Below are 14,022 nucleotides of genomic sequence, written 5' to 3'. Positions count from 1 at the left end.
ATTGGTATGAACTTTGATTTTTTACCGAAATTACCTTCTTCCAACTTAGACGATCGCGCCTTCGATGATTTGGTGGAAGAATGTATTATGCGTATTCCCCGCTACTGTCCCGAATGGACTGACCACAACCTCAGCGACCCAGGAATTACGCTAATTGAGTTATTTGCTTGGTTGACTGACCAAATGTTGCTCAGATTTAACCAAGTACCTCGCAAAAATTATGTCGCTTTCCTAGAATTACTGGGTATTCGTCTCCAGCCTCCCGCCCCAGCCCGCACGGAATTAACTTTTTATTTAAGCGCTGCATTACCCGAAGCCTACACTATTCCCGCAGGATTAGAAGCCTCAACTATTCGCACTGAAACTACAGAAGCTATTACCTTCAGCACAGATTATCCTCTAATTATCGGCAATCCCCGCATCCAACACTTCTTAACTGCCCAAACTACCGAAGATATTCCCCAATCTCTGCGCGAAAGAGTTACAACTTCATGGACTCGTCAATCTAACGGTTTCTGGACAGGTAATGAACAACCGATATTTGAAGAGGAACCCCAGCCTGGTAACTGCTTTTATTTAGCAATTAATTCTGACGCTCCTTTAGATGCTAATGTTTTAGAAATTATTTTCCAAGGAGCTGCGGCTACACCTGCTGGTATTAACCCTAATCAACCACCCCGCAAGTGGGAAGCCTGGGATGGGGAAAATTGGCAAGCAGTTTTATTGCAAGAGTCAGATGATAAAACTCGTGGGTTCAGTTTTTATGAAATGGCCCAACAGGGTGGAAACCCATCTCAAGGTGCAGAGGTACGTTTACATTTACCTCAAATTTGGCCTGTGGCGAATTTTACCTCTTATCGAGGTCGTTGGTTGCGCTGTAGCTTTGTTTCTACAGAAGCCAATGAAACTGGTTACAATCGTCCACCAAGAATTATTGGTTTAGCAGCGCGGTCAATTGGCGGTACTGTTAGGGCTAGTCACAGTACGCTGATTTTAGATGAGCGATTGGGAATTAGTGATGGTACGCCCGGTCAGAGTTTCCAGTTACAAACAGTACCAATTTTAGAACGCCGAGAAAATGAGTATATTTTAGTTACTCCCAGTGGTGGTTTGCCTCAAAAGTGGATTGAGGTGAGAGATTTTGCTGATTCTGGGCCACATAACTTTCATTACACCATCGATTCGATCGCTGGGACAATCCAGTTTGGGCCGCTGATTCGGGAACCTAGCCAACTTAAACAGCATACCCAGATGCGATCGCGAATTCAAGAACCATCGCTAGATAACACATCTGTACAAGTTCTAGAAAATAACCAGTCGGAACACCAATATGGGGCAATTCCTCCCCGTGGTGCAGAGATTAAAATGGTTGCTTATCGTACAGGTGGCGGTAGGGAAGGCAATGTGCAAACTGGGGCAATTCAGTTTTTGAAATCTGCGTATCCATACATTGCTAGTGTGGTCAATCGTGTACCAGCAATCAATGGTGCGGATGCCGAGTCTCTGGAACAGGCTGTGATCAAGGCTCCCCGCATCCTCCGCACGCGCGATCGCGCCGTCACTGCGGAAGATTTTGAAGTTTTGACTCAACAGGCGGGTGCAGGTGCGATCGCGCGCGTCCGATGTTTAGCAGCAAATTCTCGTAGACAAGCTGGTATAGTTAGTTTACTGGTAGTACCTTATGCAAATACAGATGCGATCGCGCAAGGTAATGGCATGACACCAGAAAATTTTGCTCTTAGTAATGCCCTGCAAGAGCAAATTATGAGTTACTTAGATGAAAGACGGTTACTAGGGGTACAAATAGAATTACAAGAACCGAATTACGTAGGTGTTTCTGTACAGACAGAAATTGCTTTAGAACCTGCTTATGATAATCCTTTTGCCAGAGAAGAAATTCGCCGGAATTTAAGGGTATCACTGTATAAATATTTAAATCCATTAACTGGAGGAATGGACGGCAAAGGTTGGCCATTTGGTCGACCCGTTTATACATCAGATATTGTCGCATTATTGCAACAAACCCCAGGCGTGCGTCATTTAGGCCCCGTCCTGTTGTTTCCCATCCGCAAGCAAGGAGAAAATTGGCGACGACAACCATCACCCGAACAATTAATTGACCCAGGCTCGGAAGGTTTAATATGTTCTTGGGCTGATACCAATCTACGTTCAAATCACGACATTCAAATAATTCGTAATTCGTAATTTGTCATTCGTCATTTGTCATTGGTCATTGGTTATTGGTTATTTCTCCCATTCCCCATTCCCCATTCCCAAATCCTATGGTTCAAAGTCGCTCTAGTCCAGCTGTAAGTATTCAATTAACGCCAATGCAAATACCCGAAGCTTTACCTGTGGCGGGCTTAGGATTTGCAAACGCGGATATGGATGTGGCTGGACGTACTTTACTCTTGCATCCTGGGCATCCCAGCGAGATGATTGTGCAAGTACAAAACTTAGAACAACATCCTTTGCGGGTAAGCTTAAGCGTTGAGGGAAACTTTCCATCCCAGTGGTGTCAAATTGGCACAGAGGGTAGTGAAATACCGCCTCGTGGACAAATGGATGCTGTTCTCTACTTCTCAATTCCCGACACATTTTTTGAAGACCAAGAAGCAATTTCTCCTGGAACAAAAAACAAATTAACTCTCAATTTTCGTAGTCTAGTTACTTTACATATAGACCCAGGCACAGAGAACGAACAAATCGAAAGAAGCGAGTATTTCGATTTATATATTCGTCCCTACACTGCCTACATGGAGTTCTTGCCAATTTTGTATCGAGAAGTAGACTTTATTGGTCGCTTCATGAAGATATTTGAGCAAGCTTTTCAACCAATAGTTGATAGTTACAATGTCATGTGGGCAAACCTCGATCCTTTGACAGCGCCACAAGCATTACTACCTTTTATGGCTCATTGGGTTGCTTGGCAAGTAGATTCAGTTTGGGATCTCCAGCAACAACGGCGTTTAATTCGTCGGGCTGTAGAACTTTATCGCTGGCGCGGAACTCGTAAAGGATTGCGTCTCTATTTACATCTTTATACTGGTTTACCGCTAGACGAAGATTTACCTAATGAAGCGGATAAACATATCAGTATTACAGAACCTTTTGGCCCAAGTTTCATCATAGGAGATGTCCAATTAGGAAATGCCGTTTTAGCAGGTGGGCAACCATATCATTTTATAGTACGTTTGCGTTCAAATATTTCTAGTGGCATTATTAACGAGCAACTCATTCAAAGAATAATAGAACAAGAAAAGCCTGCTTTCTGCACATACGAATTATCTATTGAAAATCCCACTAATTAAATAATTTAATACACCAATAGGTAATATTGTTTAGAATTTCTAAAATAGACAAAATCTAAAATCTAAAATTATTATGTCCCATCCTTTCCCACCCCCACCAATCAAATCTTTGGAACGCCTGCAAGCCGCAGACGGGTTACTAATAAATGCAGAACGCTGGCGCACAGCCCATGATTATCATCGAAATCGGCAAAATGCTCAATATCAAAGTTTAAACCAACCAGGAATTGTCTGTGGTTTAGGCGTTCGAGATGTGACAGCCCCAAGTCAAGTAGAAGCTAGATATCGAGATGGGCGTTGGGTGCAAATTCAACCTGGTATTGCAATTGATTTAGCAGGTAATCTAATTGTTGTACCGACTTCTTATGACTTTCCCATTGATATAGAAGTAGTAAGTTCTGAACCACTCATGATCTACTTAGTAGTTAGCTATGTAGACCCTGATGAATTGCGGCGTGGACAGCAAAGAGATGTTGTTCAAGAAACCTATCGAATTGACCAAAGAAACTCTATACCAGCCAGTTCAGAAATAGAAATATGTCAAATACTTCTGCAACCAGGACATACTGAAATTACCCAACCGGCGGATGCCTTCTTTCCTGGATATAACAATATTGATTTACGTTATCGCCGTCAAGCACAAATGCGTCCTCAAGCACTTGTGTGTATGGCGCAAGCAACTCATAGCGATCCGGAATGTGCGCGTAATTTTTTCAGCCTTTCGTATTTGTTACAAGCAGTAGAACCCCTATATCCCAGTTTACGAGGGGCTGATGAACCAGGGCAGGTTTCTTTAAGTGAAAATATTCAAGATTATGACCTACTTTATTTGACAGGTGGACAGGCAATTTCTTTAAATAGTCTCGAATTTGAATCTCTTAAAAATTACTTAAATTTAGGTGGTGTGCTTCTGGTTGATGCGCCAGCAAATGCTAATGCTTTAATTGAGAGTACTCAAGCATTAGCACAACAGTTAGAAAGTCCTTTAAGACCTTTAGAAGAATTGCAACGGAGTCATCCTTTAAGGACAAAACCTTTTTTATTTGCTGCCTTGCCAATGGTTAATCAACAGCAAATTAAATTGTTAATCGGTGGCGGAATTATTCTAGCAATTGGAGATTTAGCAACTGCGTGGGGGTTGGATAGAGATTTAAGTTTACCCAGATTGACTATTCGTACAGCCCAGGAACTTGGAATTAATATTCTTCATTATGCTTGGAAGCGGCGACAGTTGATAGGTTTGCAACAAGAAGATAATTCAGGGCAGTGGTAGGGTGGGCATCAATACGGTTTGGTTCAGGGAAGAGACTGTGATTTATTGCGTCTTTGCGATCTATAACTTTTATCAAAAACCTTATCTGAATCGTATTGGAGTGGGCATTACTTTAAATAATATTGCACCTGGTTTCGCATTTTTTAGCAATGCCTATCCTCTAATATAGAGCGATCGCCTTTTCATCACTTATAATCCAATGCGCTTGGGTTAAGCGCTACTTCTACAAAATCGTGGGTTTTGAGACGCGATAAATCGCCGTCTCTACAAGTGTTTTGGTCTTATCTGAAATGTATTGACTTATAATCTCTACTTTTATTCCCTAACACCCCTAAAGCACAAAACCCAGAACTATATTTAAGGCTGTACGAATAAGTTCCCAGTATTCTGACTCCAGCACGCCCAGCAAGCCCAAAATACGACTATGGTCAACAGCACGAATTTGGCCAATATCTATAAAACGGTCTTGGTCTAGTCCATTATTTGGTGTTGCTTTCACATTTACAACGTAGGGCGCTTGTTTACTTCCGGGCCGAAATGGCATCACAATTGTCAGCAACCCATACTGATTCATGATGTCATTTTGCACAATCAAGCAAGCGCGGATTTTTTTTGCCTCAGCGCCCACTGTTGGATCGAGATTCACCCAACGTATTTCTCCTCGCCGATAAGTTAAATTACTCCCTGGCATTTATGCCATCCCCAACAACACTATCCCAAGCAGCAATTTCAGCTTGATATTCTGGATCTTCAGCATCCTGCTTGAGGGCTGCAATCATTTCTGCTGCCAAAATTCGGCGGCGGTGTTCTGCTAGCAGTGTATTGATGTATGCACTACGATTTCCCTGTGCATACTGATCTACAAATTGCAGAATGTCTTCTTCTAAGGTAATTGTAACTTTGAGCATCTATATTAATTTTTAATATTACTGTTTAGTATGATTTAATCATCATACTATAATTTGCCAAGTCTATGTACCTTACCTACATAGGCAAATTACAATAAAGGGTAGACACGTAGTGACTTACCGTCAGACATAGCTTAAGTCTATTTTTTGAGCAGAAATTGAGCGGACAGATATTTTTGGCAACGCCATATCAATCTTCTGCCTGCAATAACCAAAAGCCGCTATAAGTCATACCGGAATCATCTGGTTGCACTAACAAAAAATGCAATCCTCGGCAATGCTTTTTTCGCTGTTGATATGTTTGGGCTGCTGTTGTAACTTCTGGATCTTCAAAAGTGGCAACAATCCACCTATCTACTAAGCCCGCTTCTAATACTAAGCCGTCTGGTGCGCCAGATATGTAGTTTAACGCTACAGGACGGGCTTGCTGTAACCAGCGGGCTAGTCGCATGGATTGCCGTCCACCATAAATTACTACACCAGGGACAGGCACTGTTGACGCTAAACCCAAGTTGATGGGTTTGAGATGTTCTGGGATGTGCAAAATGGGAATGGGGCGATCGCTAAATCTCGTTTCTACATCACTAGCAGCTAGAGTCGCAAACCGCCATTGTTCTCCCCAGAGGTTCTCTGGTAATGGTGCTGGAGGTGGTTTATCTAGGGCTGAGGGATATTGCTTTTCTTGTAACCACTGTTTCAACGCCAAAGTATGGCGTGTAGGTTCGACATTTATACTTAAATTGCGTCCCGCCACCTCAATTAAGCTTAGAGACTGCGGACGAAACACCTGAATTACATCTGGCAATTTTTCACCTGCGGCTAGCTCAAGTTGAGCAGCAACCCAATTAGAATTTGCTGCTGACTGGAGACAGGTAGCTTCATACTCAAAGCTGCGAGTTGCGTCACAAATCAACAACTCCCATAAAATTTGTCCCGATGCATCTTGTGAGGGACGACGATAAAAATCAACCTGCCAAATTTTCATAAATTGGGAATCCCTTCGGCTTCTCTACAAGACGCTACGCGAACGCTCAGGGCAAGTGGGAATTGGGAATGGGGAATTGGGAATGGGGGAGGAAAATTATAATCAATGCCCTATACCCCATACCCAATTTAAAAAGCCTGAATCCATTCTTTGACAGAATATTCAGTCCAGATGCCATTTTTCCAGTAAGGATCGTTTTCAATCAACTGGCGCACAGTGGCTTCGTCTTCGGCTTCGTAAATCCCAAAAACTTTTGTGACATCCTTGGTGGGGCCAATAGTAATCAGCACACCGGATTCTTTCTGTTTTGCTAATCCGTCTAAATGAGCTTGGCGGTGGGCGGTGCGTTTTTCGAGAACGTCTTCGCAGTAAGTTCCCCAGAGTACATATTTAGGCATAACTTTACCAATTTGGGATTTTAGATTTTAGATTTTGGAACCAGTAGGTTTAAGAGTGAGGAATTAACTCCTAACTCTTAACAAATGACAAATGACCAATGGTCAATGACTAACTTCTGAGATTTACACCAAATTTTTCCACCAAGGCTTCGCGGACTTTATTGTGTACTGGTTCGACTTCTGCCTCAGTAAGAGTACGATCGCTAGCCCGATAAATTAAGCGGAATGCTAAACTCCGCTGCCCTTCGGGGACGTTTTCACCGCGATATTCATCAAATAATTCCACAGATTCGAGCAAATCTTTACCTGCTTTGGTAATTACTTTTTCAATTTCGGAAACTGAGATTTTCACGGGTGCGAAAAAGGCGATGTCGCGATCGCTCGCTGGATAGGTAGAATAAGGCTGGAATGTTGGCACCAGAACTTCATCTTCTCCCAGAGAATCTAAAAGCACATCTAGATTTAACTGGAAAACATAAACGGAATCTGGTAAACCTTTTTCTCGTCGCAATTGGGGATGGAGTTGTCCAAAAATACCTAGCCTGTTACCCCGAATCCACAGGGAAGCGGTGCGTCCTGGATGTAAGCGATTATCTCGGCAATCGGGTTGGAATTCTACCTGCAAGGCAAGTTGCCGAAATACACTTTCTAAAATGCCTTTGGCTTCAAACCAGGTGATGGGTTCTTCGCGTCCACTTTTTGACCATTTGCCAACGGTGCGATCGCCTCCTATAATCCCAGCTAAGGCTTCTGTTTCTTGCAAACCGTCTTCTTCTCGCCAGAAAATTTGCCCTATTTCAAAGCCGTTCAGGGAACCATTACCCTGCTCTAAATTGTATTGAAAGGCATCAATCAACCCAGATAGCAAATCGTTTCGCAGCGCTGAATATTCGGCAAATAAAGGATTTGACAGTACTATCTGTCTGTCTTCTCCTGGTTTGACTAAAGAATAGTGGATTAATTCTGTCAATCCTTCAGCCCGGAGGAAAGCCCGTAACTTGCGAATCAGTTCCTCGTCTAAAGGCAGATAACCACCTTCCGATTTTTCTGGTAAAGTATCGCAGAATCTGTTGTAACCATAGAGACGGGCGATTTCTTCAATTAAATCAATTTCTCGCTCTAAGTCGCGGTAACGATAGGGTGGGACAGAAACTGACCATGTAGGTTGATGGTTGCTATCTTCAACTGAAGGAGTCAACTGACATCCTAGTGCAGTCAGGATGCGCTCAACATCTTGTCCTTGGAGTTCACCTGTGTCCTCTCCCAAATCGATTGGCCCTAGTATCTGATTAACTCGGTCTAAACGCAGTGCGATCGAACGACTCCAGGTAGAAGGATCGGGGCGAGTGTCGGCAATTTCCTGCTGGACAAGAATTCCACTCGCTAATTCGCTAATTAAGGATAAAGCGCGGCGATTAGCTATTTCCAACTCAGCGCGGTTAACTCCCCGTTCATATCTCCCAGAAGCCTCACTTCTTAAGCCTGCACTGCGCGAAGAACGGCGAATTGCCACAGAATCAAATAAAGCTGCTTCTAAAACTAGGCTTTGAGTCCCTTCATAGACTTCCGTTTCTTCCCCACCCATGACTCCCGCCAATGCAACGGGCCTATCGTTAGCGGTAATTAACAAATTTTGGGATGCTAGGGTGCGAGTTTGTCCATCTAGGGTTTTGAGAGATTCGCCATTATTAGCGAAACGAACGCCGATGCTTAAATTTTCGCTACCTGCAACTGATTTTAAGCGATCGCGGTCAAAGGCGTGCAATGGTTGTCCCCATTCCAACAAAACGTAGTTAGTAATATCCACCACATTACTTATAGGACGCACCCCAGCCGCACGCAAACGCTGTTGCAACCATTCGGGAGATGAAGCAATTTTTACCTGTTCGATTACCGTACCGATGTATGCAGGACAAGCTTGTGTATCAGCAATTTTTAAAGTTAAATTTCCAGTATTTTTGCTAATAGAAACTTCACTAGGTTCAGGGATGCTCAATTTTCCACCAGTTAAAGCTGCTACTTCTCTGGCTACACCTACCATACTGAGAGCATCAGCGCGATTGGCAGTTGCAGTCAGGTCTAAAATTACATCATCTAGACCCAACAAAGGACGTACATCACTACCTAATGGTAAATTTTCCTGGGTAAAAATATGAATTCCGTCTACATCGGTGGGCAAACCGAGTTCCTTTAAAGAACAAATCATGCCCTGAGAAGGGACACCACGAAGTTTTGCAGGTTTAATTTTTAAATCGATGTTGGGTAAGTAAGTACCCGTAGTTGCGATCGGTACATAGATATCTGCCTTCACATTGGCAGCACCACAGACAATATTTAAAGTTTCACCTGCACCGATATCGACTTGGCAAACACTTAATTTATCGGCGTTGGGGTGGGGTTGACGCTCAAGCACTTTCCCTACAACCACGCCATTTGCCCAAGTGCGGCGATCTTCAATATCTTCAACCTCAAACCCCGCCATTGTCAGGGTTTCGGCTAATTCTTCTGGACTTAGTTTTATCTCTACTAGTTCGCGCAGCCAATTTAGAGAAATACGCATGGAGTGTGCTTGTTTTAGGAATCGTCTTTTGTTCTTATTTTAGGGTGCCTACTAGCGATCGATGGCTACTCATCCTGCTAGGCGTACCCTTTCACTTGAACAATCCTACTACGTTACACTGGCAGAACAATATCGCTTTTTTGCTTTATCTTTACATTTTGTGCGATCGGCTCTAGTAAGGCGTTGCACATCATTAAAAACGTGCAGACAAGTTTTGTGATATGAAAATCCCTCTTTATTCTCTCCGCGTTCTCTGCGCCTCTGCGGTTCGTTGACTTTCATCCACTCCGATAATGTTGCTTATAGTCATAATCATCATCGTATTCAATCATGCCAAATAGCTCCAGAATTTTCAGTTGCTTTCGAAGTTGCACATACTCTCGTAATGCCTCTTCAACAACCGCGTCCTTAGTTGGATGACCACCAAGTTTGAGAGCTTCCTTAATTAAGTTTTCGTCAATTTCTAGATTAGTAGCCATGTGCTGACTCTTTTAATTACGAATTACCTCTCTCACTCTACAAGAGATTTGAGTGCATTTAGTAATTGCTGTTTAGTAAAAGGCTTCGTTAAATAAACATTTGCACCTTGTCGCATTCCCCAAATCCTATCAATTGGCTGATTTTTAGAACTACAAATAATAATTGGTACTTTTTGAGTCACTGGATTTTTTTTTAATTGACGGCAGAATTCAAAACCGCTAATTTCTGGCATTACCACATCAGTAATAATTGCATCCAAATGGTGATTTATTGCTTTGCTCATGCCATCTTTGGCATCATAAGCTTTAATCACCGTGTATCCACTGTCTCTTAAAAAACTATTGATTAATTCCAATTGAGAAGGAGTATCTTCAACAACCAACACTGTAGCCATATTTATCCTCACTAGCTCACAACTATTAGATTTTGTGGTTAATTTAAGTCAAATGCATGAAGACTATTTTAAGTAATTCGGCACGAGTAAACGGTTTAGTCAGATATCCAGATGCCCCGACCAATTTGGCTTTTACTTTATCTACAATTCCTTTATTACCAGTAACAAAAATAATAGGAGTTCTTTGAAATATCGAATTATTTCGTATAATTCGGCACAACTCATAACCATCTATTCCTAGCATATTTAAATCCAACAAAATTAAGTCTGGTTTGTGCCTTATAATTGATAAAACGGCTTTTACTGGATCGTTAATAGTCACTACAGAGAAATTTTCATTTTCTAAGAAACGGCTAATTTCTTTGAGAATTGTGGGGCTATCATCTACAGAAACGATTTTGTGGACTTTTTGTGTCGTTACAGTAGCAGCTGTTACTTTTTGGGAAGCAAGATTTATGTTATTTGATAGTGTTGGTTCCTGAAAGTCTTCTTGGGGAGGAAGAGAAATCTGTGGTAATCCTGAAACAGGAGATATATTCTCTTCAGCAATATCAGGGTAAGAGTTGATGGTGCTATTTAGCTCTTTTGTGGTATTTTCTATCTCTGGAATTAATTTTGATAAAAGCGATTGCTCTTCAAATAGCTTTGGTAATTTATCATAAGGTGGATCTGGCTCATGCAAGATAATCGCACCATTAAGTATGTAAGGGTATAAATTGCGAGCCAATTGAATTTCATCTTGATTCAAAATTGTTGCCAGATGACACAAGCTGAAACCCTTCATCCAATTAATCAAATCTGGCTGAAGCTTTGGTAAATCTTTTTCCTCAATTTTGCTGTTAATCAACAGATATGGACGTTGATATGGAGAAGAGATTTGCGGAACAAAAGCTTGCCAATTCTGTAATCTTCCTTGACAACGTTCTAGAATTTTTTCTACATCTAGCCTACAAATTCTTGGCATTCTCTCAAGCGGTTCTGTTAATTCATAAATACCTTCTTTAATGAGCAAAAATGATTCAATCACCTCTTTAACTAATTCTTGAATCAGCACTACTGCTTGTGTAGAATGTAGATGTTGTTGACTAACAAGCCAGGATATCGCCTGATATTCAGGAGGGTGGCTTCTGGAATTGCTGTCATATTCGAGTAACTGATTGTGTGAGTCAGGTTCAAACATCAGACGGACTTGAACCCGCACCTCGCTAGTAAGCAGGGGAATTTGATGGCTGAGGCGGCGCAAATGGCGTTCTAGTCGATCAAAAGGCTCCACTGAATGAGTTGCGTAAGTTATTTTGCCCTGTTCTAAGTAAATTGACCAACGAACTGAGTTACTTAATGCTTGTAAACAAGTACTATCAAAGCAATTGGATAACTGTCTTAACAAACTTAGAGGGCGTAGTTTGGTGAATGCACCTGAGTTATTCATATTTTTCAAGTTTCTTGCGGAATCAACAACTGAACATTTGTAGATTGAAAATATCAACGATGAAGTATTCTCTTCTTTGTAATATTTATCTACGTACAAGTTATTCCTTTTAAAATATGTATATATTTTAAAAATTATAAGTTTTATAACTTATTTGTTACATTTGGTACTTTTTACTTAATTTGTCTTAAGCCACAAGTAAGTATGAATAAAGAGAAACATTTATCATAGCTAGCCTATCAGTAAATATCGGTTAATTCGGGATTTTACCAACTCTGACGACTCTTACCTTAAGACCTTAGTAATGACGTTTATTTATGCCTACTCACAAAAAGCAGGCAAATTTGATTCCAAGTTCACGCGGTTACGCTGGTATACTTCTGAAGCTAACGGTCTTAATTATGGTTAATAATTTTTCTGTAAAGGAAAAACTCTTCTACATAAAATCTTTAAAAACTTATCTGGGAAAGTTTACGTATTTATTGTACTGTAGGTTTAATGGATATAAATTTTTGGTAGATACATTACAACAGGTAACACTGGGTTTTGATAAACTCTTTTTTGCTAAACTAAGCCGTACTCAAGTTTTTCTTAAAAAATATATTGAGAACTTCATGAAAATAATTTGTTTAATAAAGATTAGAGCATCTACCACTAGATACTATATTCTGTAGTGACCTCGACGACTGAAATTATATACTCGGACAAAAAGGAAATAAAGCTTTGAACTTTAACATAACACAAAAAGTTATGCATGATACATTAAGACTTGATGAAGTAGTAGAATTTGCTGAGAACCCAGAACCACGTTGTCCTTGTGTACTTTTACTAGATACATCTGGCTCGATGCAAGGAGATCCGATTGAGGCTTTAAATCAGGGTTTGCTCAGTCTAAAGGATGAATTAGTCAAAAATTCCTTAGCCGCAAGACGGGTGGAAGTGGCGATCGTCACTTTTGATAGTAATGTCAATGTAGTACAAGACTTTGTGACTGCCGATCAATTTAATCCACCCATTTTAACGGCACAGGGCTTGACTACAATGGGTGCAGGCATTCATAAAGCTTTGGACATAATTCAAGATCGGAAATCTCAGTATCGTACCAATGGGATTGCTTATTATCGTCCTTGGGTATTCATGATTACCGATGGAGAACCCCAAGGTGAGTTAGAGAATGTAGTGGAGCAAGCATCTGTGCGCTTACAGGGAGACGAGGCGAACAAGCGTGTAGCATTCTTTACAGTTGGTGTAGAAAATGCGAATATGACACGTTTAAATCAAATAACTGTGCGTACACCTTTGAAGCTCAAAGGACTAAATTTCATCGAGATGTTTGTCTGGCTATCAACTAGTATGTCGGCTGTTTCTCATTCGCAGGTAGACGAACAGGTAGCACTACCGCCGATTGGTTGGGGGACTGTTTAATTAAAAATCGCAGCTTGATGTTGACACAGCGAGCTGTTGAAAAAAAATCTATGAAAATATCAAAACAGATTGCTCAATGGCGGATTGTGGCTGCGTCGGTATGTGGTACAAGTCACTTAAAAAACAAGCAGTTATGTCAGGATGCTCATCACTGGCAAATATTGTCTGATAATGTTTTAGTGGCAGCCGCAGCAGATGGTGCGGGTTCTGCTAGCCTTGGGAAAGTGGGAGCGATGATTGCTGTGGAGACAGCAATAGAAAGTATTTCCACCAAAGGAATCACCCAAAAAGTTTTAAGTGATGATGCGTTTGTGCGATCGCTCTTAAATGATGCCATACTAGCTGCCAAAAAAGCTGTGGAGGCTGAAGCGGCTACTTGTGACAAACAGCCTCAAGATTTAGCAACTACCTTAATTATGATGGTTGCCACACCAGAAGTTGTAGCTGTAGTGCAAATAGGTGATGGTTTGGCAGTGGCAAAAGATAGCGCTGGCAATCTCCTCGCTCTAACTATACCTGATAGCGGCGAGTACATCAACGAAACCACTTTTTTAACTTCTCCTACTGCCTTAGATACAGCGCAGATGAGATTATGGCGCACCGAGATAGTTAATGTTGGTATCATCACCGACGGACTACAAATGCTGGCTTTGAATATGGTTGTTGGAGAACCTCACAAACCATTCTTTTTTCCACTGTTTGAATTTGTAGCTAATACCGAAGATAAGACAGAAGCGAAGGAGCAGTTAGTAAAGTTTTTACGCTCAGACCGAATTACACAACGCACTGATGATGATTTAACACTCATTATAGCTGCATTCAACGACTCATGAGCAATCAATTTACAGGTTTCACATCT

Annotated in this window: 14 protein-coding genes; 5 read left to right on the top strand and 9 right to left on the bottom strand. The window is 41.4% G+C overall.

Translation table 11 applies throughout. The features are described 5' to 3' along the window. The first annotated feature begins 6 nt into the window (after window positions 1-6). From NPUN_RS05570 to NPUN_RS05560, 3 genes are all read left to right on the top strand, one after another. Entirely contained in the window at window positions 7-2,205 is a 2,199-nt protein-coding gene (locus NPUN_RS05570) for a putative baseplate assembly protein (protein ID WP_012407841.1), read from the top strand. Window positions 2,206-2,282: 77 nt separating this feature from the next. Further along, complete coding sequence (locus NPUN_RS05565) at window positions 2,283-3,311, top strand: phage tail protein (RefSeq protein WP_012407840.1); 1,029 nt, start codon at window positions 2,283-2,285, stop codon at window positions 3,309-3,311. A gap of 73 nt (window positions 3,312-3,384) precedes the next feature. Continuing rightward, a complete protein-coding gene (locus NPUN_RS05560) occupies window positions 3,385-4,584 on the top strand; it encodes a DUF4159 domain-containing protein (protein ID WP_012407839.1) in 1,200 nt (399 codons plus the stop codon). Between the two features lie 331 nt (window positions 4,585-4,915). Here NPUN_RS05560 and NPUN_RS05555 read toward each other — a convergent pair whose 3' ends face one another. The 9 genes from NPUN_RS05555 to NPUN_RS05520 all read right to left on the bottom strand — a co-directional run bounded on the left by NPUN_RS05555 (window position 4,916) and on the right by NPUN_RS05520 (window position 11,738). Next, the gene (locus tag NPUN_RS05555; RefSeq protein ID WP_012407838.1) at window positions 4,916-5,275 is read right to left on the bottom strand and encodes a type II toxin-antitoxin system PemK/MazF family toxin; all 360 of its coding nucleotides are present in this window, start codon (window positions 5,273-5,275) and stop codon (window positions 4,916-4,918) included. Then, window positions 5,262-5,492 (bottom strand): type II toxin-antitoxin system MazE family antitoxin, encoded by a 231-nt coding sequence (mazE, locus tag NPUN_RS05550; RefSeq protein ID WP_012407837.1) that lies wholly within the window; start codon window positions 5,490-5,492, stop codon window positions 5,262-5,264. Before mazE ends, NPUN_RS05555 begins: the two co-directional genes overlap by 14 nt. Before the next feature lie 190 nt (window positions 5,493-5,682). Continuing rightward, the gene (locus NPUN_RS05545; protein WP_012407836.1) at window positions 5,683-6,477 is read right to left on the bottom strand and encodes a Tab2/Atab2 family RNA-binding protein; all 795 of its coding nucleotides are present in this window, start codon (window positions 6,475-6,477) and stop codon (window positions 5,683-5,685) included. A 128-nt stretch (window positions 6,478-6,605) separates the two neighbouring features. Continuing rightward, a complete protein-coding gene (locus tag NPUN_RS05540) occupies window positions 6,606-6,875 on the bottom strand; it encodes a YciI family protein (protein WP_012407835.1) in 270 nt (89 codons plus the stop codon). A gap of 109 nt (window positions 6,876-6,984) precedes the next feature. Continuing rightward, the gene (gene pheT, locus NPUN_RS05535; protein ID WP_012407834.1) at window positions 6,985-9,435 is read right to left on the bottom strand and encodes a phenylalanine--tRNA ligase subunit beta; all 2,451 of its coding nucleotides are present in this window, start codon (window positions 9,433-9,435) and stop codon (window positions 6,985-6,987) included. Window positions 9,436-9,543: 108 nt separating this feature from the next. Next, complete coding sequence (locus NPUN_RS41580; RefSeq protein ID WP_167315577.1) at window positions 9,544-9,717, bottom strand: hypothetical protein; 174 nt, start codon at window positions 9,715-9,717, stop codon at window positions 9,544-9,546. After that, window positions 9,714-9,914, bottom strand: a complete 201-nt coding sequence (locus NPUN_RS05530; protein ID WP_012407833.1) for a type II toxin-antitoxin system VapB family antitoxin — start codon at window positions 9,912-9,914, stop codon at window positions 9,714-9,716. Before NPUN_RS05530 ends, NPUN_RS41580 begins: the two co-directional genes overlap by 4 nt. A gap of 32 nt (window positions 9,915-9,946) precedes the next feature. After that, entirely contained in the window at window positions 9,947-10,309 is a 363-nt protein-coding gene (locus tag NPUN_RS05525; RefSeq protein WP_012407832.1) for a response regulator transcription factor, read from the bottom strand. A 43-nt stretch (window positions 10,310-10,352) separates the two neighbouring features. Beyond that, window positions 10,353-11,738 carry a response regulator gene (locus NPUN_RS05520; RefSeq protein WP_012407831.1) on the bottom strand — a complete coding sequence of 462 codons (1,386 nt, stop codon included), beginning with the start codon at window positions 11,736-11,738 and terminating at the stop codon, window positions 10,353-10,355. A gap of 750 nt (window positions 11,739-12,488) precedes the next feature. Between NPUN_RS05520 and NPUN_RS05510 the strand changes: the two genes are divergently transcribed. Further along, a complete protein-coding gene (locus NPUN_RS05510; protein ID WP_012407830.1) occupies window positions 12,489-13,163 on the top strand; it encodes a vWA domain-containing protein in 675 nt (224 codons plus the stop codon). 50 nt (window positions 13,164-13,213) lie between these two features. Next, complete coding sequence (locus NPUN_RS05505; protein ID WP_041565922.1) at window positions 13,214-13,996, top strand: PP2C family serine/threonine-protein phosphatase; 783 nt, start codon at window positions 13,214-13,216, stop codon at window positions 13,994-13,996. The last annotated feature ends 26 nt before the right edge of the window (window positions 13,997-14,022 follow it).

Source organism: Nostoc punctiforme PCC 73102, assembly GCF_000020025.1.
Taxonomy (GTDB): Bacteria; Cyanobacteriota; Cyanobacteriia; order Cyanobacteriales; family Nostocaceae; genus Nostoc; species Nostoc punctiforme.
Note: the sequence above shows the minus strand (reverse complement) of the source record. Positions and strands in the feature narration are given on the sequence as shown.